General features: G+C 74.9%; 15 protein-coding genes. 8 read left to right on the forward strand and 7 right to left on the reverse strand.

The features are described from left to right. Nucleotides 1-17 precede the first annotated feature (17 nt). Both C4U03_RS07990 and C4U03_RS07995 read right to left on the reverse strand, forming a co-directional pair. Nucleotides 18-3,038 carry an AAA family ATPase gene (locus C4U03_RS07990; RefSeq protein WP_103937049.1) on the reverse strand — a complete coding sequence of 1,007 codons (3,021 nt, stop codon included), beginning with the start codon at nt 3,036-3,038 and terminating at the stop codon, nt 18-20. After that, nucleotides 3,035-4,162, reverse strand: a complete 1,128-nt coding sequence (locus tag C4U03_RS07995; RefSeq protein WP_103937050.1) for an exonuclease SbcCD subunit D — start codon at nt 4,160-4,162, stop codon at nt 3,035-3,037. Before C4U03_RS07995 ends, C4U03_RS07990 begins: the two co-directional genes overlap by 4 nt. 113 nt (nt 4,163-4,275) lie before the next feature. Between C4U03_RS07995 and C4U03_RS08000 the strand changes: the two genes are divergently transcribed. The 3 genes from C4U03_RS08000 (at nt 4,276) to C4U03_RS08010 (ending at nt 7,018) form a co-directional block, all read left to right on the forward strand. Further along, nucleotides 4,276-4,962, forward strand: coding sequence for a RibD family protein (locus C4U03_RS08000; protein WP_103937051.1), 687 nt, complete (start codon nt 4,276-4,278; stop codon nt 4,960-4,962). 55 nt (nt 4,963-5,017) lie between these two features. Further along, complete coding sequence (locus C4U03_RS08005; RefSeq protein WP_103937052.1) at nt 5,018-5,470, forward strand: deaminase; 453 nt, start codon at nt 5,018-5,020, stop codon at nt 5,468-5,470. A gap of 114 nt (nt 5,471-5,584) precedes the next feature. After that, complete coding sequence (locus tag C4U03_RS08010) at nt 5,585-7,018, forward strand: aldehyde dehydrogenase (RefSeq protein ID WP_103937053.1); 1,434 nt, start codon at nt 5,585-5,587, stop codon at nt 7,016-7,018. An 84-nt stretch (nt 7,019-7,102) separates the two neighbouring features. Here C4U03_RS08010 and C4U03_RS08015 read toward each other — a convergent pair whose 3' ends face one another. After that, on the reverse strand, nt 7,103-8,065 hold the full coding sequence (locus tag C4U03_RS08015) for an AMP-binding protein (RefSeq protein WP_103937054.1): 963 nt from the start codon (nt 8,063-8,065) through the stop codon (nt 7,103-7,105). A 453-nt stretch (nt 8,066-8,518) separates the two neighbouring features. Continuing rightward, nucleotides 8,519-11,248, reverse strand: a complete 2,730-nt coding sequence (locus C4U03_RS08020) for a LuxR C-terminal-related transcriptional regulator (protein ID WP_160146925.1) — start codon at nt 11,246-11,248, stop codon at nt 8,519-8,521. 213 nt (nt 11,249-11,461) lie between these two features. Here C4U03_RS08020 and C4U03_RS08025 point away from each other — a divergent pair, with 213 nt between their 5' ends. From C4U03_RS08025 to C4U03_RS08045, 5 genes are all read left to right on the forward strand, one after another. Continuing rightward, nucleotides 11,462-12,676: a hypothetical protein gene (locus C4U03_RS08025; RefSeq protein WP_103937056.1), complete on the forward strand. Its 1,215-nt coding sequence runs from the start codon at nt 11,462-11,464 to the stop codon at nt 12,674-12,676. Beyond that, complete coding sequence (locus C4U03_RS08030; protein WP_103937057.1) at nt 12,673-13,203, forward strand: hypothetical protein; 531 nt, start codon at nt 12,673-12,675, stop codon at nt 13,201-13,203. Before C4U03_RS08025 ends, C4U03_RS08030 begins: the two co-directional genes overlap by 4 nt. Further along, entirely contained in the window at nt 13,196-13,846 is a 651-nt protein-coding gene (locus C4U03_RS08035) for a hypothetical protein (protein ID WP_103937058.1), read from the forward strand. Before C4U03_RS08030 ends, C4U03_RS08035 begins: the two co-directional genes overlap by 8 nt. After that, nucleotides 13,843-16,914 carry a coiled-coil domain-containing protein gene (locus C4U03_RS08040; RefSeq protein ID WP_103937059.1) on the forward strand — a complete coding sequence of 1,024 codons (3,072 nt, stop codon included), beginning with the start codon at nt 13,843-13,845 and terminating at the stop codon, nt 16,912-16,914. Before C4U03_RS08035 ends, C4U03_RS08040 begins: the two co-directional genes overlap by 4 nt. Before the next feature lie 160 nt (nt 16,915-17,074). Beyond that, a complete protein-coding gene (locus C4U03_RS08045) occupies nt 17,075-18,820 on the forward strand; it encodes a serine/threonine-protein kinase (RefSeq protein ID WP_103937060.1) in 1,746 nt (581 codons plus the stop codon). Nucleotides 18,821-18,833: 13 nt separating this feature from the next. Here the strand turns inward: C4U03_RS08045 and C4U03_RS08050 are convergent, their stop codons facing one another. The 3 genes from C4U03_RS08050 to C4U03_RS08060 are packed head-to-tail and all read right to left on the reverse strand — an operon-like array spanning nt 18,834 to nt 21,735. Further along, complete coding sequence (locus C4U03_RS08050; protein ID WP_103937061.1) at nt 18,834-19,682, reverse strand: ATP-binding cassette domain-containing protein; 849 nt, start codon at nt 19,680-19,682, stop codon at nt 18,834-18,836. Continuing rightward, complete coding sequence (locus C4U03_RS08055) at nt 19,679-20,728, reverse strand: ABC transporter permease (RefSeq protein ID WP_200827130.1); 1,050 nt, start codon at nt 20,726-20,728, stop codon at nt 19,679-19,681. The genes C4U03_RS08050 and C4U03_RS08055 overlap by 4 nt, the downstream gene beginning before the upstream one ends. Then, nucleotides 20,725-21,735, reverse strand: coding sequence for a sugar ABC transporter substrate-binding protein (locus C4U03_RS08060; RefSeq protein WP_103937062.1), 1,011 nt, complete (start codon nt 21,733-21,735; stop codon nt 20,725-20,727). Before C4U03_RS08060 ends, C4U03_RS08055 begins: the two co-directional genes overlap by 4 nt. Nucleotides 21,736-21,740 lie beyond the last annotated feature (5 nt).

The following is a 21,740-nucleotide window of genomic DNA, read 5'->3' on the forward strand; positions in this document are numbered from 1 at the left end:
CCGGCCCGGTCTTCCGTTCAGACGGTGACGGTGGCGGTCGAGCCGGTGCGTTCCTTGCGGACGCGCAGCTGCGCGGGGATGCGGGCGCGCAGTTCGACGACGTGGCTGACGATGCCCACGGCCCGGCCGCCGTCGCGCAGCCCGTCCAGGACCCCCATCACCTCGTCCAGGGTCTCCTCGTCCAGGGTGCCGAAGCCCTCGTCGACGAACAGCGTGCCGATCTCGGTGCCGGCCGCGCTCTCGGCGGTGACCACGTCGGCCAGCCCCAGCGCCAGGGCCAGCGAGGTGATGAACGACTCGCCGCCCGACAGGGTGACCGGGTCGCGCGACTGCCCGGTCCAGGCGTCGGCGACGCGCAGGCCGAGCCCGCCGGTGCCGCCCCGGCGGCCGTCGGCGGCGGCCTTGTCGGTGGTGTGCTCCAGCGCGTACCGCCCGGCCGACATCCGGGCCAGCCGCTCGTTGGCGGCGGCGACCACCTGCTCCAGCCGGGCCGCCAGCACGTAGGCCGACAACCGCATCCGCCGGTGGTTGTCGGGGTGCTGCCCGGAGGCGAGCCCGGCCAGGCGGAACGCGACGGCGTGCCGCTCGGCGACCGGGCGCCACGCGGCGACGGCCGCCGCCAGCCGGCCGCCCAGCTCGGCGAGCCGGTCGCACCGGTCCTGTGCCTTCCGCAGCGCGTTGAACGCCTCGTTGTGCTCGTGCTGGGCCGCCTCGAACGCGGCCCGCAGGGCGTCCAGGTCCGGGGTGGGCAGCGCAGCAGCGGCCACCAGTTCGGGGTCGGCCAGCGCCGCCCGCACCGCCGCCTCCTCGGTGTCGAACGCGCGGATCCGCTGCTGGAGCCCGTCACGGGCGGCCTCCGTCAGCGCGGCGGCCCGCGCCTGCTCGACCCCGTCGAAGCCGGCGTCCTCAGCGGCCCGCCCGGCGGCCGCGCGGGCATCGGCCAGCGCCTCGGCCGCGCCCGCCTCGTCCCGGGCCGCCTCGACGGCGGCGCGCAGCGCCTCGGCCTCGCCGGAGAGCCGGTCGATGCGGGCCTCCAGGGTGGGGTCGTCGCCGCGCGCCTCGTCGAGGCGTTCGCGCAGCCGTGCCGCCTCCGTGGTGAGCTCCTCATACCGGGTGCGGGTCCCGGCGAGCCGCTGCAGGACGGTCTCGCGCTCTTGTCTGGCCTGCGACAGCTCCCGCTCGGCCCGGACGAGCCGCTGTTGCAGGCCGTCGGCCTCGGCCGCCTCGGCGTCCAGGGCCTTCAGCGCCGCCTGGGCCTCCTCCAGGGCGGCGACCAGCGCGTCCAGGGGCTCCTGGGTGATCTCCAGCAGGCCGTCGCGTTCGGCGCGCAGCTCGGCCACCCGGGCGCCGCCCTGCTCGCGGGCCGCCTGCGCCCGGTCGTAGGACCGCTGGGCGGCCTCCTCGTCCTCGCGGGTCGGGGCGTCCGCGTGCGCGGTGGCCGGGGCGGGGTGCTCCCGCGACCCGCACACCAGGCACGGCTCGCCCGCGGCCAGCTCGGCGGCCAGTTCCGCGGCCATCCCGTCCAGCCGGGTCTGCCGGATCGCCTGGAGCCGGTCGCGCAGCTCCTGCGCCCGGTCGACCGCGGCGCGCTGCTCCTCCTCGGCACGGGCCAGCGCGGCGGTGACGGTCTCGCGGCGCCGCGCCTTGTCGACGCGCTCCATCGCGTCGTGCACGGCCTGCCGCGCGGCGGGACGTCCGGCCACCCGGAGGCGCACCGCCTCCAGCGCGGCGCGGTGCTCCTCGACTCGGGCGGGCAGCTCCTCCAGCTGGGTCCTCAGCTCCTCCTCGCCGGCCTGCAGGCGTTCGGCGTCGCGGGCGAGCCCGGCAGCCTCGGCGGTCAGCCGGCGCTCCCGGGCGGCCTCCTCGCGCAGTCCTTCCAGCCCGGCGGCCTCGTCGCGGCGGTCCCGCTCGGCCTTGCCGAGCACGTCCTCGGGGGCCGCGCCGGGCGCCAGCGCACCGACCGCGGCCCTGGCCTCGGTGGCGCGGCGGCGGGCCCGTTCGGCGCGCCGCTCCCGGTCGGCGGCCGCGTCGATCAGCGGCATCACCCGGTCGGCGCGGACGGCCGCCTCCAGCCGGGCGGCCAGTGCGGCGCGTTCGGCGGAGCGCCCGGCCAGCGCGTCGTGGCGGCGCTGCGCGTCGGCGTGGCGACGCTGCCGGTCGGCCAGCGCCCGGCCCTGCTCGTCGGCCTCGCGGGCCTGCACCAGCGCGGCCGAGTACTCGGCCGACAGGTCCCGCGCCACCGACCGCACCGCCGCGAGCTGTCCCGCCAGCTCCGCCGCCCACGGCACCAGCTCCTCGACCGGCTCCGGCGGCTGCTCGCCGGGCTCGGCGCGCCGCGGCGAGGGCACCGGGCCGGCGCCGGGCCGCTGCGCACCGGCGACCTCGGCGATCCGGTCGGCCTCGGACTCGGCGGCGGCCCGCAGCCGCGCCGCCTGCCGGCCGGTCTCCACCCGGCTGTCGACCAGCCATTTCTCAACTCGGGCGTACACCTCGGCGGCGAACAGCCGTTCCAGCACCTTGCGGCGCTCCTCGGCGCCCGCCCGCAGGAACGCCGCGAACTCCCCCTGCGGCAGCAGCACCACCTGGCAGAACTGGACGGCGTTCATGCCCAGCAGGCGTTCGACGAGGTCCCCGGCCTCGTCCAGCCTGCTCGACAGTCCCGACCAGCGGCCGCTCGCCAGCTCCTCGACCAGGACCCGGGCGTTCTCCCGGACGGTCCCCGACCCGCGCAGCTTGGGCCGCTCCCAGGCCGGCCACCGGGTGAACCGGAACCTACGACCCCGGATCGTGGTCTCCAGCACCACCTGCGGCGCCACGCCCGGCGCGGCGTGGTCGCTGCGCAGCCCGTCGGCCTTGCCGCGCACGCCGGGGACCTTCCCGTACAGCGCGAAGCAGACGGCATCGAGCACGCTGGTCTTGCCCGCCCCGGTCTGGCCGTGGATCAGGAACAGCCCGGCGTCCGACAGGGCCGCGAAGTCGATCGTCTCGGTGCCCGAGAACGGCCCGAACGCGGTGATCTCCAGCCGGTGCAGCCTCATCGCAGGGCCTCCCTGCGGCGGCAGTCCTCGAACGCCTCCCCGAGCAGGGCGAGTTCGGCCTCCGCGGGGTCGGCGCCGGTGACCTCGGCGAGAAAGTCGCGGGCGATGTCGGTTTCGGAACGGCCCCTGACCCGTTCGGTCCAGGTCCGCCGGTCGGCGGCGGCGCCGCCCTCGGGTGCGAAGGTCAGCACGAGGGTGTGGGGGAAGCGGGCCCGCAGCCGTTCCATGGCGCCCTGCGGGCGCTTGCCGTCGGTGAGGGTGACGTGCAGCCAGCGGTCTTCGAGCGGCTCGTGGGCGGGGTCGGCCAGCAGTTCCTCCAACCGGCCCGCCAGCCGGCCCAGGCGGCGCGGGACGGGGGCGGCCACGAACTCGGCGTGGATCTCGCCATCGTTCAGGTCCACCAGCCAGGAGCCCTTCTCGTGGTGTTCCTCAGAGAAGGAGTAGGCCAGCGGCGAGCCCGAGTAACGCACTCGGTCGGTGACCGGCCATCGGCCGTGCAGGTGGCCGAGCGCCACGTAGTCGACGCCCTCGAAGACGGCGGCGGGCACGTCGGCGATCCCGCCCACCGAGATGTCGCGTTCGCTGTCGCTCGGCTCTCCCCCGGTGACGAAGGCGTGCGCGAGCACCACGGAGGGGGCGCCCCGTTCGGCCTGGTCGGCGCGGATCCGGCGCATCGCCTCGGTCAGCGCCGCCGTGTGGCCCCGCCGGGTCAGCTCCCAGGGCGCCCGCACCAGCTCGGGCTCCAGGTAGGGGATGCCGTAGACGGCCACGTCCTCGATCATGACGGGCCTGCCGACGGTGGCGAAGCCGGTGCGCACGTGCACCCCGGCGGTGTCCATCAGGTCGGCGCCGAAGCCCAGCCGGTGGGCGGAGTCGTGGTTGCCCGCGATCAGCACCACCCGGGCCTGTTCGGCCAGCCTGCGCAGCGCCTCGTCGCACAGCCGCACGGCGTCGACGGGGGGCAGCGCGCGGTCGTAGACGTCCCCGGACACCAGCACGCAGTCGACCCGCTCCGCGCGCACGGTCTCCACCAGGTGGTCGACGAAGGCGGCCTGGGCCGTCAGCAGGTCCTCCCGGTGGAAGGAGCGGCCCAGATGCCAGTCGGAGGTGTGCAGGAATCGCATGTCCCGGCCACCCTAGGTCACCGCTGTCCCAGCCGTCGCAGAAACGCCGGTAAACCACAATCGACCACCCCCGCACCGCCGGAGGATGATCGTGACGGCGCTATCGTCGGAACGTGAGTGACCGCCCTTATGTGCTGCTGAGCTGCGCGATGTCCGTTGACGGCTATATCGACGACACCACGCCGGAACGGTTGCGGCTGTCGAGCCCCGCCGACTTCGACCGCGTGGACGGGGTGCGCGCCACCTGCGACGCCATCCTGGTGGGCGCCAACACCATCCGGCGGGACGACCCCAAGCTGCTGATCAGGTCCCCGGCCCGGCAGGAGCGGCGGGCCGCCCGGGGCCTGCCACGCCAGCTCGTCAAGGTCACCGTGACCGCCGGTGGCGACCTGGACCCCGGCGCCCGCTTCTTCACCACCGGGGAGACCCCCAAGCTGGTCTACGCCGGCTCACGGGCGGCCGCCGGGCTGGCCGAGCGGCTGGCGGGCGCGGCGGAGGTCATCGACGGCGGCGACCCGGTCGACCTGCGGGGCATGCTGGCGGATCTGGCCAGGCGGGGCGTGCGGCGCCTGATGGTCGAGGGCGGCGGCGGCATGCACACCCGGTTCCTGACCGAGGGCCTGGCCGACGAGCTGCAACTGGTGGTGGCCCCCTTCTTCGTCGGCGACCCGTCGGCGCCCCGGTTCGTGCACCCGGGCGTCTTCCCGCAGGACCCCGCCCATCCGATGCGCCTGGCGGAGGTCACCCGCATCGGCGACCTGGCCCTGATGCGCTACCTGATCAAGCACCCCCGCACCTGAGCCGCCCGGATCCGGGAGGGACGATGGAGACGGTGGGCCTGACGAGGGGGCTGCGATGAGCGGCGAGCAGGCCGAACGGGATCGGCACTGGCTGGAACTGGCGTGCGACCTGGCACGGCTGTGCCCGCCCTCGCGGACGGCGTTCTCCGTCGGGGCGGTGATCGTGGGAGCCGACGGGACCGAGCTGTCCCGGGGCTTCTCCCGGGAGAGCGACCCGAAGGCGCACGCGGAGGAGGCCGCCCTGGCCAAGCCGATGGAGCCGGCGGACCTGGGCGGGGCGACGATCTACAGCTCGCTGGAGCCCTGTGGGCGGCGGCTGTCGCGGCCCCGGCCGTGCGCGCGGCTGATCGTGGACGCGGGGATCGGCCGGGTGGTGTACGCCTGGCGGGAGCCCTCGCTGTTCGTGGAGGGCGACGGCGAGGAGGTGCTGCGCGCTGCCGGGATCGAGGTGGTGTGGATCGGCGACCTGGCCGAGCGGGCCCGGGAGCCGAACGCGCACCTGCTGTGATGAGACGCGCGTCCAGACGAAGGTCCAACTCGGTGGGACCCAGTGTGGACAACGTTCGGCCGGTGCGTAAGGCTTGACCAAGCAAGCACTCGGTAAGCCTGGTTTGGAGGCGGCATGCGCGAGCACGACCGGCTGTTCATCGGCGGCCAGTGGACGGCCCCGGCGGGCACGGGCGTCATCGAGGTGATCTCCCCGCACACCGAGGAGGTCATCGGCCGGGTCCCCGAGGGCACCGAGGCCGACATCGACCATGCCGTCGCCGCCGCCCGGCGGGCCTTCGACACCGGGCCCTGGCCGCGGATGACCCCCGCCGAGCGGGCCGAGGTGGTGGGCCGGCTGGCGGCCATCTACGCCGAGCGGCAGCAGGAGATGGCCGACCTGGTCACCGCCGAGATGGGGTCGCCGATCATGTTCTCGGTGTTCGGGCAGTCCGCGATCCCGCAGATGGTGCTGCAGTACTACACCGACCTGGCCGCCTCCTACACCTGGGAGGAGGAGCGGCCGGGGATGCTGGGCCCGGTGACCGTCACCCGCGAGCCGGTGGGCGTGGTGGCCGCGATCGTGCCGTGGAACGTCCCGCAGTTCACCCTGATGCTCAAGCTGGCCCCGGCGCTGATCGCCGGGTGCACGGTGGTGGCCAAGCCGTCCCCGGAGACCCCGCTGGACACCTACCTGCTGGCCGAGTGGATCACCGAGGCCGGCATCCCGGAGGGCGTGGTCAACATCGTCCCGGCCGGACGCGAGGTCGGCGCGTACCTGGTGGCGCACCCGGACGTGGACAAGGTGTCGTTCACCGGGTCGACGGCGGCCGGCCGGCAGATCGCCGCCGTCTGCGGCGAGCAGCTCAAGCGGGTCACCCTGGAGCTGGGCGGCAAGTCGGCGGCGATCGTGCTGGAGGACGCCGACCTGGCCGCCACCGTCGAGGGCTTCAAGCTGGCCTCGCTGATGAACAACGGGGAGGCGTGCGCCGCCCAGACCCGCATCCTGGCCCCGCGCAGCCGCTACGACGAGGTGGCCGACGCGCTGGCCGCCATGGTCGGCTCCCTGACCGTCGGTGACCCGGCCGACTACTCCACCGAGATCGGCCCCCTGGTGGCCCGCCGCCAGCAGGAACGGGTGGAGGGCTACATCCGCCTCGGCCAGGAGGAGGGCGCCAAACTCCTCACCGGCGGGCTGAACCGGCCCCACGACCGGGGCTGGTACGTCGCCCCGACCGTGTTCGCCGATGTCGACAACTCCATGCGGATCGCCCAGGAGGAGATCTTCGGTCCCGTCCTGGCGCTGATCCCCTATGAGGACGAGGCGGACGCGATCCGGATCGCCAACGACAGCGCCTACGGGCTGGGCGGCTCGGTGTGGACGGCCGACGTCGAGCACGGCGTGGAGGTGGCCCGGCAGATCCGCACCGGCAGCTGCGGCGTCAACATGTACGTCCTGGACCCCAACACCCCGTTCGGCGGCTACAAGAACAGCGGCCTGGGCCGCGAGCTGGGCCCCGAGGGCCTGGTCGCCTACCTGGAGCACAAGTCCATCCCCCGCCCGGCATGAGCCGGGACGAGGCCGCTCACCGCACGCCCACGACCGTCCGCCCATAACGGCGGCGGGCACCGGCCGCCGCAGGACACAAGCCGGTCACTGCACGTCCACGACCGTCCAGCCGTGGCGACGGCAGGTGTCGGCGGCCTGCGGCGAAGGACGGCCGATCACCGCCACCCGCAGGCCGGCCGGCGGCCGGCAGGTGGGGCAGGCGGCCAGGGCCCGCAGGGTGTCGGGGATCGTCACGGCGACGGTGGCGCGGTGGCGTCCGGCGGTGGTCAGCAACGACGGTCCGCCCGGGCCGGGTACCGCCACGAAGGTGGCGCCGTGGGCCAGCGCCAGGTGGATCAGCCCGAGCCAGGTCTCGGCTGCACGGGCGAACTCGGCCGCGGCCGCCACCAGGACGTCGGTGCCGTCGATCTGGAGTGTCGCGGCCCGCCGGGAGATGTGCGACAGCAGGTCGGCGTGGCTGAGCCGGCCCCGCGGGGTCCACAGCGCCGGATCGTGCGGCGGGCCGGCGACCGGCCGGTCCGCCTCCCCCGGCGGGGCCGGCACGGGCAGCTCCGCGACCGGTGTCGCCCCCGCCACCTCGCCGAACGCGAACACCTGCCGGACGTAGGAACGCTCGGTGGCCGCCAGCGCGGGCCCGGATAGCGCGGCGGAGGTGAACAGGAAGCGGGCCTGGCTGTCGACCAGCAGCCCGGCCAGCTCGGCCACGTCCGCGCCGGGCGGCAGCAGCAGCGGCACCGCCCCGGCGGCGGCGACCGCGTGCACGGCCAGCGTGAGGTCGCAGGCGCAGTCCAGGTGCACCCCGCCGAGGTCGCCGGGCCGGACGCCGCGCCGCGCCAGCCCCCTGGCCGTGGCCGGGACGAGGGTCGCCAGTTCGCGGTAGCCGAGTGAGCGCGTGCCGTCGATGAGCGCGGCCTTGCCGGGGGTGCGGGCGGCCTGGCGGATGACCGCGTCCAGTACGGCGGCCGGGATCGTCCGTGCGGAGGCCGCAGGCCCGTGAGCGTCCGCCGGGTGCCGTCCGAAGAGAGCGCCGGGCCCGCCGTCAACCATGCGCCGACAGTATGGGGGCGGGCGCCGCCGTCACATCCACAGAAGCGTGTAGGCGGATGTGTAGGCGTGCGCCCGCGCCCTCACCCCACCGGGGATGCGTCGCGCGCTCCGGTACGGCTGTCGCCTCCCCTCCTCGACGGCCACAGACGTACGGAGCTCGGGAGCGCGCGACGCATGACCCGGCCACTCGGTGGACGCGGTCCCGCGTCCACCGGATGGATCGGAAGGATCCGCCGGCAGGACGGCACCTGGCCATTCGTGCCGGAGACCGTGGCGGTCACCGTCGTGCCGGGGACCGCCACCCCGGTGGACGGCGCGCTGGCATTCACTCGTTCGACGTTACGTTCCGAACTTTTGCTGCACATGCATCGAACTGCGCATGTGCATGCGTAGCGCCTCTTGCACTGCAAGGGTCTGACGGGCCGGGGATGTGTACACATGGCGGCCCGCGGCCTACTCGCCTCCGGCGATGTTGTCGACCGCCCACACGGCGATCTGCGCCCGGGAGCCGAAGCCCAGCTTGGTGAGGATGTTGGTGACATGGCGGGCCACGGTGGCGGGGCTGATCACCAGCTCGCCGGCGATCCCCCGGTTGCTCAGCCCGCGTGCGACCAGCCGGGCGACCTCCCGTTCCCGGGGGGTCAGCAGGCCCGGCGGCGTCACCGGCGCCGCCGGCACCCGGGCGGGACCGGTCCCCGGCCCGGTGATCGGCCCGGCGGCGCTCCGCACGCGGGCCCGGCCCGGTGCGCGGGCGCGGCCCGGTGCGCGGCCACCGGCGCCGGGGTCATGACCAGCGGCGTCCCGGGGAACACGGGCGCCGCCCGGTGCGTGGCCGAAGTCGCCGCCGAAAGCGTTACCGAGGGCGTCACCGAAGGCGCCGTCCGGATCGGCGCCCGCGGCGGCGGGCCGCTCCGGGAGGTCCCGGCCCGGCGGCCCGTGTAGCGCGTAGGTCACCGCGTCCTCGACGGACATCGCCCGGCCCTCGCCCCACAGCTGGGCGACCCGCTGCTCCCCCAGCCGCCGGCGGGCCTGCTCTAGGACTCCCTCCAGCCGCGTCCCGGAGCCCGGGGTGCGGCCCGGCGGGGCCCCGATCGCTTCCCGCAGCGCCGCGGCGGCGCCGGCCAGCAGCAGCGTCCCGTGCTCGTCGCCCTCCTGCGCCAGCAGCTCGGCGAACGCCTCCAGGCCGCGGGCGACGGCGATCCGCAGCCCGATCGACGCCCCCAGCCGCAGCGCCTCCCCGAAGACCTGCCGGGCGTCGGCCAGATCTCCCTGCAGCAGGGCGCACCGGCCCAGCCCGGTCAGGCACCGAATGATCATCGGCCGGGCGTCGATCTCGCGCAGCGCGGGCAGCGCCTCCCCGAAGCAGCGGCGTGCCCCGGCCAGGTCGCCGCGCGCGCAGGCGACCGTGCCCAGCAGCGACCGGCCCAGCGCGGCGCCCCACAGCTGGTCCAGGTCGAGCATCAGCGCGACCCCCTCCCGCAGGGAGGCCTCGGCCTCGCGCAGCCGGCCCCGCCGTAGCTGCAGCACACCCTTGGAGAACAGGGACAGCGACTCGTTCCAGCGGTCGCCCTCGGCGCGGACCATCCGCACCGCCTCGTCGGCCAGGGCGAGCGCCCGGGCGTCGTCCTCACGGTGGGTGAGGCACACCAGCACGCCGAGCCCGGCGGCCGCCATCGAGAAGTTCCCGGACGCCCGGCAGTGCTCCACCCCGGTACGGGCCCAGCTCTCGGCACGGGCGAAGTCCCGCTGGTCGACGGCCATCTGGGCGCGTCCCACCAGGGCGGGGCCCAGGACGTGCGGGCCGGCCGCCTCGCCCCGCTCCAGGAACCAGTCGCTCCACTTGGCGGCCTTGGCGTAGTACCCCCGGGGGCCCCAGTACAGCCGGGCCGCCAGGCACAGCCGCAGCCCCTCCTCGATGTCGCCGCGCTCCCTGGACCAGGCCAGCGCGGCCTCCACGTTGTGCTGCTCGGCGTCGTACTTGCCGAACAGCTCGACCCGCTGTCGCCAGGATGCCTCCCGCCCGGCCATGGCGATCTCGGCGTCGCGCTCCAGCGTCTCCAGCACCGCGTCCCGGTGCCGGCGGCACAGCCGTTCGGTCTCCCCGGCGTCGGCCAGCCGCCGCGCGGCGTACTCGCGGATGCTGTCCAGCATCCGGAACCGGCTCTGCCCGCCGACCTCGCGGCCGACCACCACCAGGGACTTGTCCACCAGCGCGGCCAGCAGGTCCAGGATCGTCTCCTGGGGCAGTAATTCGTCGGCGCACACCTGCTCGGCCTGATCCAGGCACCAGCCACGGAACACCGACAGCCGGCGCAGCAGAATCCGCTCGGGCTCGGTCAGCAGCTCGTGGCTCCAGTCGATGGCGCCGCGCAGCGTGCGCTGCCGGGGCGGGGCGGTGCGGTCCCCGGCGGTCAGCAGCCGGAACCGGTCGGTCAGCCGGTCGGCGATCTGCTCCAGCGACAGCACCCGCACCCGGGCGGCGGCCAGTTCCAGTGCCAGCGGCACCCCGTCCAGCGCCCGGCACAGCTCGGCCAGCGCCGGGGCGTTGTCCGGGGTGAGGACGAAGTCGGGGCGGGCGGCGGTGGCGCGCGCGACGAACAGCCGGACCGCCTCGTGCCGTTCCGGCGCGGCGTGCACGTCCAGGTCCCGGGCGGACGGAACCGACAGCGGCGGCACCCGCCACACGTTCTCGCCCGGCACCCGCAGCGGCTCGCGGCTGGTGGCCAGGACGCGCAGCCGCTCGCAGCGGGCCAGCAGCGCCCGGCACAGGCCGGCGCACTCCTCCACCAGGTGCTCGCAGTTGTCCAGCACCACCAGGGCCCGGCGCCGGCGCAGCGCGTCGGCCAGGGTGTCCAGCGGCGCCCGGCCAGGCTCGTCGGCGAGCCCGCAGGCGGCCGCGACCCGGCGGACCACCGTGTCCAGGTCGGCCCCGCCGGCGGTGACGTCGGCCAGCTCCACGAACCACACCCCGTCGGGGTGCTCGCCGGCCAGCGAGCGCGCCACCCGCACCGCCAGCCGGGTCTTGCCGATGCCGCCTGGCCCGCACAGCGTCACCGCCCTGGTCTCCGATAGCAGCCGGTGCAGGTCTGCCAGATCGCGCTCGCGGCCGATGAAGGGGTTCGGCTCGGCGGGCAGGGCCGGCGGCCGGGGTCCGGGGCCGGCGTGAACGGTCTCCGACGTCATGTGCCCTGGTGATCCGGGATGCTGATCCGTGGTTGTTAAGTGGCCCGACAGCTGCTGGTCATGTGAGTCTTGCACCCGCGGCCACACGCCGTCCCGGTTTCCGGACGGAAGGTGTCCGTCCGGCCACATGCGGTCGCCCGGGGCGGCGCGCGGCGCCCCGTCCGCCCCGCGGCGTGCCTGATCACGCCGGACGTCCCGGTACGGTAGTGCGCCGTGCCCTCTCCGCCTGAGCCCCCGGGATCCCTCGACGACGTGCTGGTCGGCGAGGCCGTGCTGGGCGTCTACCGGCAGATGTTCGCCGCGCTGGCCCGCGACGCCGGCGCGGTCGTCGATGACCCGGAGCTGGTCGACATCGCCGAGACGCTGCTGTCGGCGTTCGCCGAGGCGGGCGAGGAGGGGCTGAGCCGGGAGCAGATGCGCCACGTGTGCCGCCACCACCCCGCCGAGGCGTTCGAGAACCGGCTGCGGGTGCTGCGGGGCCTGGGCGCGATCCGCGAGGTGTTCCCCAAGCCCAACCAGCTGCGCTACCGCGCCTCGTTCACCAGCGTCGTCGGGCTCATGTTCGTCCGCCGGATGATGCTGGACGGCGGCCAGTCGGAGATGCACCGGCTGCTGGCCCTGGAGCAGCTCAACGTGGCCGACCCGCGGATGACGGCCGAGCAGGCGCGGGCGGGCGCCGAGGGGCTGGGCCGGGCGTTCCGGCTGTGGAGCGTGGAGCTGCTCACGCTGGCCAACTCCACCATCGAGGAGCTGCGCGAGCAGGCGCCCAAGCTGTGGGGCACCGCGGAGATCATCGAGCGGGCCGAGCGGCTGCACGGGGCGATCCTGCGCCGCTGGCCCGAGCTGGACCGCACCTGTACCGAGCTGCGCGCGGCCATCCACGCCTACGGGGACGCCTCCCGGCGGGCCGCCGCCCGGCTCACCGACTCGGCCGGCACCACCCGCAACCTGACCCTGCTGCCGCCGGAGACCTGGCGGACCTACGCCCGTACGGCCTCGCGCGAGGAGCTGGCGGGCGTCCTGGACGGGTTCGTGTTCGACGCGCCCGCGCCCTGGCACGACCCGGCCGCGATCGTCACGGCGGTGCAGGAGGGGCCGCGCACCACGCCGCCGCGTCCCGCGCCGCCCCGCCCGTCCGTGCCGGACCCGGGGCTGTCGGACCGCACACCCGCCGACCGCTCGGAGGCCGACCGGCTGGCCGGGATCGCCGAGCAGGTGCTGCGCGGCCGTGACCGAGTGGAGGTCCACCAGGTCCTAAACCGGGACTGGGCCACCGCCCGGCGCCTGCTGGCCGACCTGTCGGCGGCGCATCTGCATCCGGAGCTGCCCTACCGGCTGGTGTGGTCGGACGGCCTGCGGGCACGGCCCGGCTCCTCCCCGTCCTGGCTGTCGGACGGCGTCTTCGAACGCCTCGGGGAGGCCCCGTGACACAGGTGGACCCGCAGGTGCTGGCGCGGGCCCGGGCCAGGATCACCGGCCCGGTGGCGTTCCCGGCGGCCGAGCCGGTGCCCGCCGGGCTGACCCGGGTCGCCGCCGGGGAACGGGTCTGGGCGCTGCCTGCCTGGCCGGACGGGGCGACCCCGGCGGTGCTGGAGGAGTACCAGACCCTGCCGATGCCGCTGGACCGGCCGGGGCAGGCCCGCCGGGTGCTGGCCGCCGCGCTGCGCTGCTGCTGGACCCGGCTGGACGACGCACCCTGGCCGGGGCGGGCCGCCGCGCTCACCGACGTGCTGGAGCTGTACGCGACGACGACGCGGGGCGACGCCGAGCTGATGCGCCGCTGGGCGGTCGGCGACCTGCGCCGCCTGGCCGACACCGGCTGGCTGCTGCTGGACGAGGAGGCGGGCACGGTGCGGCCCGGCCCGCGCACGGCGCTGTGGGCGGAGGAGTCGCTGGCCCCGCTGCGCGCTCTGCTCCGCCGTATGCCCCCGCCGCCCGGTGGTTCTGATGAGTGAACTGTTCGAGCCGTTGCTGCGCCCCTACGACGAGAAGCGCAGGGCCGAGCTGGTCGCGGCGTACATGGCGGTGGAGCACGCGGCCGGGCCGGTGCCAGAGGTGCGCTTCCCGGCGCTGCGCGAGCCCGCGCTGCGGCGCACGGTGGCGCGGATGCTGGAGCTGTCGGGGCGGACCCTGATCCGCACCTCCCCGGCGCATTGGATCTCCGGGTACGACGACGCGGTGCGGGAGGCGCTGGCCGGCGACCCGGCGTGCGTCCTGCCGATCGCCGACCGTGCGGTGCTGGTGCTGGTGCTGATCCACTCGGTGGCGATCCCGCGCGCCGAGGGCCTGCTGACCGACGACTCGTGGCTGTCGCCGTACCCGGCGCCGCTGGAGGAGCTGCGGCGCCGCTCGCAGCTGACGATCTCGGAGCTGGAGGCGGCGCTGCGGCGGCTGCGGGCGGCCGGGCTGGTCGGCCAGGTCAAGGCGGGCGCGGACGAGGCGTCCGGCGGGTACGTGCCGGGCCCGCAGTTCCACCGGCTGACCGAGGCCGCCCGGCGGCGGCTGCAGGAGGAGCTGATCCTGGCCGCCGGCCCGGACTCGCCGCTGGCGGCGGCCATCCGGGCCCGGCGGCGCGGCGCACGGAAGGAGCGGGTGTGACGGCCCTGTTGACGGGGGAGCCGGAGGGGCTGCGGGGCGCGGCCGAGAACGTGGTGGGCGACCGCACGCTGATCGCGGTGCAGGCGGTCAACATCTCGCGGCTGTCGACGCATCCGGTGCCGACCGTGCCGGGCACGCTGATCGTGGTGGCCGGGCAGGGGCCCAAGGACTCCAACGGCGCCGGCAAGTCGTCGTTCATCGCGGCCATCACGGCGCTGCTGGGCGACGAGCAGTGGCGGTTCGCCTCGGGCGCGCGGGCGGTGGCGGAGCTGCTGTTCAACGCCGAGCTGGCGGCCCAGGGCGAGAGCCGGTGGGCCAGCGCCGACCACGGCTACATCGTGGGGGTCTTCGCGCACCCCGACGAGTTGGACGAGGCCGTCACGGTGTGGCTGCGGGTGAACGCCGACGCGCCGCACCTGGAGATCCGGTGGCATCAGGGCGTACACCTGGCGGCGGCTCCGTCGGAGGCCGAGCGGGTGGCGCTGGCCGACCGGCGGTGGGCCGAGCTGCCCCGCTCGGCCGGGCGCCGCGACCTGGTGGCCAAGGACCTGGGCCGCGTCCTGTACGGGGGGCGGGTGCGGTGCGTGTCGTTCCTGTCGACGTCCGTGCGCAGCAAGGTCGCCACCAACCTGCTGTCGCAGCCGCTCAACGAGATCCCGCCGGAGCGGATCTTCGGCGCCATCGCCGCGCTGACCGGCCTGGACCGGGAGCTGGAGGCCGAACGCAGGTCCCGGGCCGACGAGCACCGCGAGCGGGCCAAGGCCGCCGAGGCGCGCGAGCGGCTGGCCGAGTGGGAGAGCGAGGCCGCCGCGCTGCTGCGGACGTTCGACCGCCGGGACCGGGCCCGCCAGGAGGTCGCGGCGGCGCTGCGGCACTGGCGCACCCGGCAGGCCCGGCTGCTGGTGGACGCCGCCCAGGCCGACGCCGCCCACCATGCCGAGCTGGAGCGGCTGCACGCCGAGACCGCCGAGCTGGCCGCCGCGATCAAGGCGGTGGACCGGGAGATGGAGCAGCTCACCGGCGGCGCCCTCGACGAGCAGCTGGCCGAGGCGTCGGTCGTGCTGGCGGAGCTGAAGGGCCAGACCGACCGGATCGGCGAGGACAAGGCGGTGGCCCGCGACCGGCTGGAGGAGCTGCGCCGGCAGGTCTCCGCGCTGGAGGACCGGCGGCGCGAGGCCGATGACCGCGACGAGGACGCCGCCGTCAAAGAGCTGGCCGAGGCCGAGGCCCGCCGGGACGAGGCCCAGCAGCGGCTGGGGATGGCCAAGGGCCGGCTCGCCCAGGCCGAACGGGACCTGGCCGCCGCCGAGGCCGGGGAGAGCAGCGCCCCGGCGCAGATCAGGGCGCTGTCGGAGGCGGGCGTGGCCGCCATGGGGCTGCTGGACGCCATCGACCTGTCCCCCGGAGCCCGCGAGCGCTGGGAGGTCGCGCTGTGGCCGTACCGGGAGGCGGTCGTGGTGGCGGCGCGGGACGTCCCGGCGGCGGTGGTGGCGCTGCGGGGGCTGCCCGGCTCGATGGTCGTCCCCGCCGAGGGCGCGCTCACCGGGGAGCCGGTGACCGAGGGCCTGCCGCAGGGCGTGGAGTGCCGGGCGGCGCTCGGCCCGTTCTTCGCCGCGCTGTCCGGCGGGGACGCCACCGGGGTCGTGGTCGTCGGCGGCTTCCCCGAGCCGGTGACCGGCCGGGTCGCCCGGGTGCAGGCCGCCCGCGCCACGCTGGAGGAGGTGCGCGAAGCGGTGGAGACCGCCCGGCAGGACGCTGCGGAGGCCTCCGCGGAGGTGGCCCTGGCGGGGCGGCGGCTGGCGGGCGCGCGGGCGGCCGCCGAGCTCGCCCAGGTCCAGGAGAGCATGGCCGAGCTGCGGGAACGGCTGGAGGCGCTGGCCACCAGCGAGGCCATGCTGGGGCCCCGGCTGGGCGCCGCCGAGCAGTCCGTACGGCGGTTGCAGGCCAAGGCCGACACCCGCGCGCTGGAGATCGACCGGCTGCGCGGGCGGCGTGAGACCCACGAGCGCACCCGCGACAAGGCGCGCGAGCGGGCCGCCGAGCTGGCCGAAAAGCGGGTCGCGCTCGGTCTGGAGGACCTGCAAAGGCAGTGGGGCGCCTCCCGTGAGGCGGCCGAGGAGTGGCTGCTGGCCCTGGACGCCGACGAGCGCACCTGGACGCCCGACGAGTGGTGGCACACGGCCGAAAAACACCTCGGGGAGGCGCTGCGCCGGGTCTTCCCCGACGGCGTGGCCGACGAGGACATGCCCGAGGAGGTCCGCTTCCTGCTGCGCGAGCGGATCGAGGGCGAGGGCCGCCGCACCGAACGCGAGCAGTCCACCTTTCCCCGCCTGGCCAAGGCGCTGGAGAGCTACCTGCGCCAGCAGGAGGACTACGAGCGGCACCAGCGGCGGCAGATCGAGGTGCAGTTGTCGGCCCGCCGCATCGACATGGACAAGGCCGGCGCCGGAGCCGAGGAGGCGGCGAGCGCGGCGGCGGCACACCGCACCGCGCTGACCGCCGCGATCCGCGCCCGGCTGCAGCGGGTCGCCGAGGAGTTCGAGAAGCTCGATCTGGCCTACGGCGGCTATGGCGCGACGCTGGACTTCCCCACTCCGGAGCCGCCCGCCGACCCCGAGCAGGAGTGGCGCTGGCGGGTGGTGCCCAAGTGGCGGCGTTCGGAGGGGCAGCGGTACGTCCCCTACAACCGGCGGGCCAACACCGCCCTGATGGACGAGAAGGCCGTCAAGCTGGTGTGCGCGGCGGCGCTGGCCAGTTCGGGGGGCGGACGGCTGTGCCTGGTGCTGGACGAGCTGGGCCGCAACCTGGGCAAGGAGCACCGCAAGGAGGCGGTGGCGCTGTTCCGGCGGATCGGCGAGACCCACGGCATCACGGTGATCGGCGCGTTGCAGGACGACATGGAGCCGTACGCGATCGACGCCTGCGGCCAGTACGTCAAGCTGCGCCGCTCCTCCGACACCATGCCGTACAACGAGCCGCCGATCGTGGTCGGCTACGACGAGCACGAGGCCCGCGTCCGCCTGCTCGCCGAGCACATCGGCGCCACCCGCCCGAGGCCCACCGCGTAAGGGCTCCTCCCCCCGCAATGGACATCCCGTAAGAGCTCCTCCGTAATGGACATCTCGCAAGAGCTCCTCCGTAATGGAAATATCCGGCCAATGGCCTTGCCCGCCTCGGCCCGGTCGGTAGCGTTTGGTCGTTGATCACCGGGAAGTGCGGGGGGTACGCGTGCAGCAGTGGCGGGTCTCCGGGTTCCGTGAGGTGCGCGAGCTGGGACACGGGGGTCAGGGACGGGTGGTGCTGGCCGTCCACGAGGAGTCCGGCGCCCCGGTGGCGATCAAATACCTGCCCGCCCAGGCCGACGACGAGGCCAGGTCCGGTTTCCGGCACGAGGCGCGGATGCTGGGACAGGTCACCAGCCCGCATGTGGCCCGCCTCTACCGCCTCGTCGAAGGCGAACACGGAACCGCCATCGTGATGGAAGCCGTCGACGGCACACCGTTGAAGGCGGTACTGGCTCGGCATGGCGCGCTCGCACCGGAAGCGGCGCTGGCCGTGCTGAAGGGCTCGCTGCTCGGGCTCGCCGCCGCACACGCCGTCGGCGTCGTCCACCGCGACTACAAACCCGCCAACGTCATCGTCCCGGCCGACGGACGCAGCAAGCTCATCGACTTCGGCATCGCCACCCCCACCGGCGCCGCATCGGCGGCCGGAACCCCCTACTACATGGCCCCCGAGCAGTGGCGACGAGAACCCGCCACCCCGGCCACCGACGTGTACGCCGCCACCTGCGTCTTCTACGAATGCATCACCGGACGCCGCCCCTACGACGCCACGGACCGGATGGCGTTGATGGCCATGCACGGCACCGCTCCCATCCCGGCCGAGGACGTGCCCGAGCCCCTGCGCCCACTGGTCGAGCAAGGGATGGCCAAGAGCGCCGAGGAGCGTCCGCCCGGCGCGGCGGCGTTCGTGGAGGAGCTGGAGCAGGCGGCGCGGGCGGCGTACGGCACGGACTGGGAGGCGCGCGGGGTGCGCACGCTCGCCGCGGCGGCCGTCGCGCTGGCCGCGCTGTTCCCGCTCGCCGCCGCCGGGCTGACCGCGCCCGCGGCCGGCCTGGCGGCGGGTGCGGGCGGGGCCGCCGGGGTGGCGGGGGCGGGCGGCGCGGCGGGAACGGGGCTGCTCGTCGGCACGGGGGCCAAGGTCGCCGCCGCCATCGCGGCCACCGCCGTCGTAGGCACCACCGTGACCGGCGGCGTGCTGTACGCCGGCCGGGACGAGACCGAACCCGCCACGCTGAACGTCTCGGCGCAGACCCGAACGTACTCGCAAGCGTTCCCCGACATCGCGATGCGGGTCGACCAGGCCGAGTACGTCACGGTCAGCGGGCATCCCGACCGGACCGTCCAGCAGCGGATCAACCAGGCCCTACGGGCCCCGCTCGACCAGGCCGTCGCCGACTACCGGCAGCACTGGGCGCAGACCGACCCCCAGGCCCGCGGGAACCTGCCCGGCACCCCCATGCGGCTGACCGTCAAAGTCCGGTACGGGTCGCGCGGGCCCGGGCTGATGTCGGTGCGCTACCTCATCGGCAACCCGGTGTTCGCCGGTGGCGGCACCAGCCTGCGGGCCAAGTCCGTCAACCTGGTCCTCGCCACCGGCCGGGTGCTCAAGGAGAGCGACATCTTCCAGGGCGCCGCTCTGGCCAACGGCGCCGCGCTGCTGTCCCGGCGGGTCCCGCCGCCCCCGCCGCTCAGGAGCGGCGGGAGCCTGGCCTGCCCCTTCACGCCGATCTCCGGCCTCGGCCGCATCGGCGGAGCCGCCGCCGTGGCCCCGACGTTCACCCCCGACCGCATGGAGTTCACCTGGACCAGCTCTGAGCTGTGCTTCGGCGACAGGACCCGCAGCGTGCCGTACGCCCAGCTCACCGACCTGCTCGACCCCGAGGTCGTGCGGCTGGCGCGGGGCGGCTAGCGGCGGCCGGTCCTCACGGGGCGGGCGGGGGCCGCAGGTCTTCGGCCCCCTTGGCGAGTTCGCGGGCCGCGGCAGCGCCGGAGGCGGTGTGCTCCAGTTCGTGGGCGAGCTGCTCCAGTTCGGCGCCGCCGGCCATCAGCGCGGTCAGCTCCTCGCGGGTGATCTCGTCCTTGGTGTGGTGGCCGATGACGCGGCCCCGGTTGAGGATCAGGAAACGGTCGCCGACCGGGTAGGCGTGGTGCGGGTTGTGGGTGATGAGGATGACGCCCAGCCCGCGTTCCCTGGCCTGCACGATGTAGCGGAGCACCACCCCGGCCTGCTTGACGCCGAGCGCGGCGGTCGGCTCGTCCAGCACCAGCACCTTGGCGCCGAAGTGGACGGCGCGGGCGATGGCCACGCACTGCCGCTCGCCGCCGGACAGGGTGCCGATGGGCTGGTCCACATCGCGCAGGTCGATGCCCATCCCCAGCAGCTCGGACCTGGTGGTGCGCCGCATGTACGGCACGTCCAGGCGGCCAAGGCCCCGGCGCTTCTCGGAGCCGAGGAAGAAGTTGCGCCACACCGGCATCAGCGGGACGACCGCCAGGTCCTGGTAGACGGTGGCGATGCCCAGGTCCAGGGCCTCGCGGGGGGAGGCCAGGGACACCCGGCGGCCCTCCACCTCGTAGGTTCCGGTGTCGTGCCGGTGCAGCCCGGCGACGATCTTGATCAGGGTGGACTTGCCCGCCCCGTTGTCACCGAGCACGCAGGTCACCTCGCCCGCGGAGACCTGCAGGTCGACCTCGCGCAGCGCGATGACGTTGCCGTAGTTCTTGCCGACGCCGGTGAGGCGCACCAGTGGGGCGCTGCCGGAGCCGGTCATCGCGACGGCTCCGCCCGGCGGCGCACGACCAGGTTCACGACGGTGGCCAGCAACAGCATCGCCCCCAGAAAGAACTTGAACCAGTCGGGGTTCCACTCGGCGTAGACGATGCCCTTGCTGGTCATGCCGAAGATGAACGCCCCGATGGCCGCGCCGATCGCCGACCCGTACCCGCCGGTCAGCAGGCAGCCGCCGATCACCGCGCAGATGATGTAGTAGAACTCGTTGCCCACGCCCTCGCCGGACTGCACCGAGGAGTACGCGAACAGCAGGTGCATCCCGGAGAACCAGGCGGTGAAGGCCACCCCCATGAACAGCCCGACCTTGACGCGGGCCACCGGCACGCCGACCGCGCGGGCGCTGCCGGGCGCCCCGCCGCAGGCGAAGATCCAGTTGCCCGTCCGGGTGCGGAGCAGGATCCAGGTGGCCACCGCCACGAACAGCAGCCACCACAGCACGGTCACGTTGACCCGGACGCCGCCCACGTCCAGGTCGGCGGCGAAGACGGCCCGGGCGGCGTCGAAGCCGTCCATGTCGCGGATGGAGTCGCTGGCCACGTTCCCGGTGACCAGCTTGGTGACGCCGAGGTTGGCGCCGGCCAGCATGAGGAACGTGCCGAGGGTGACGATGAAGCTGGGCAGCCCGGTCCGCACGTACAGCAGCCCGTTGAGCAGGCCCAGCCCGAGCGTGACGACCAGCGAGATCACCACCCCGACCCACACGTTCAGGGTGAGCTGGTAGCTGACCAGCGCGGCGACCAGCGCCCCGGTGGTGACCATCACCCCGGCCGACAGGTCGAACTCGCCGCCGATCATCAGCAGCGCCACCGACACCGCCATGATGCCGAACGTGGAGGCGGCGTACAGCACCGTGGAGAACGAGCTCGCGCGCAGGAAGGCATCGGCCACCACGGAGAAGAACGCGAACAGCACGGCCGCCCCGAGCAGCGCGCCGAACTCTGGGCGGCCGGCCAGCCGCCGCAGCGGCGAGCGCCGGGCCAGGCGCTCGTCCGCCGCGGCCGCGGACTTCAGCACCGCCTGGCTCACCGCGTCCCCCGGTCGGCGAACGGGGCGATGGTCCCGGCGTCGTCCTTGGTGACGATGGCCGGGCCGGTGAGCACCGGCCTGCCGCCGCCGACGACGTTGCCGTTGTTCTTCAGCAGCCACAGTTCGTCGACCGCCAGGTAGCCCTGCAGGTAGGGCTGCTGGTCCACGGCGAACTGGATGGAGCCGTCCCGGAGGGAGGCGATCAGCTCCTTGTTCATGTCGAAGGTGCCGACCTTGGCGTCGCTGCCGGTCTCCTTGACCGAGTCGACGGCGGTGGCGGCGAACGGGGCGCCGAGGGTGAGGATGCCGTCGATGCCGGAGTCGGTCTGCAGCTTGGCGGTGATGGACGACTTGACCTGCGGCATGTTGGTGCCCTGGACGAACAGGTTCTCCATGGGGCCACCGAAGGTCTTCTTGGCTCCCGCGCAGCGGTCCTCCAGCCCCACGTTGCCCTGTTCGTGGACGACGCAGACGGCCTTGGTGGCGCCGATCTTCTTCAGCTGCTCCCCGGCGGCCTCGCCGGCGACGGTCTCGTCCTGCCCGAAGTGGACCAGGGCGCCGAGCCGGGCGGACTCGGCGGCGCCGGAGTTGATGGATACCACCGGGATCTTCGCGGCGGTGGCCTTGGCCAGCACGTCGCGCATCGCGTCGGGCTTGGCGAGGGTGACGATGATGCCGTCCACCTTCTGGTCGATGGCGGTCTGCACGAGCTGGGCCTGCTTGCCGCCGTCGGGGTCGGCCGAGTAGAGCAGTTCCACGTTGTCCTTGGTGGCGGCCGCCCTGGCCCCCTTCTGCACGATGTCCCAGAAGGTGTCGCCGGGGCCGGAGTGGGTGACCATGGCGACCTTCAGCCGGGGTCCCGCACCGGGCGCGGCACCGGAGGCGGCCTCCTCCTCGGCCTTCTTGCCGCCCGAGCCGCTGCATCCGCCGAGTACGAGCGCCGTGGCCATGATCGTGGCCGTCATCGCGACCGCCGGCCGGGGGCCCGCTCCCTTCATCGGCTTCATCGGCC

It is taken from the genome of Thermomonospora echinospora, assembly GCF_900108175.1.
GTDB classification, from domain to species: Bacteria; Actinomycetota; Actinomycetes; order Streptosporangiales; family Streptosporangiaceae; genus Thermomonospora; species Thermomonospora echinospora.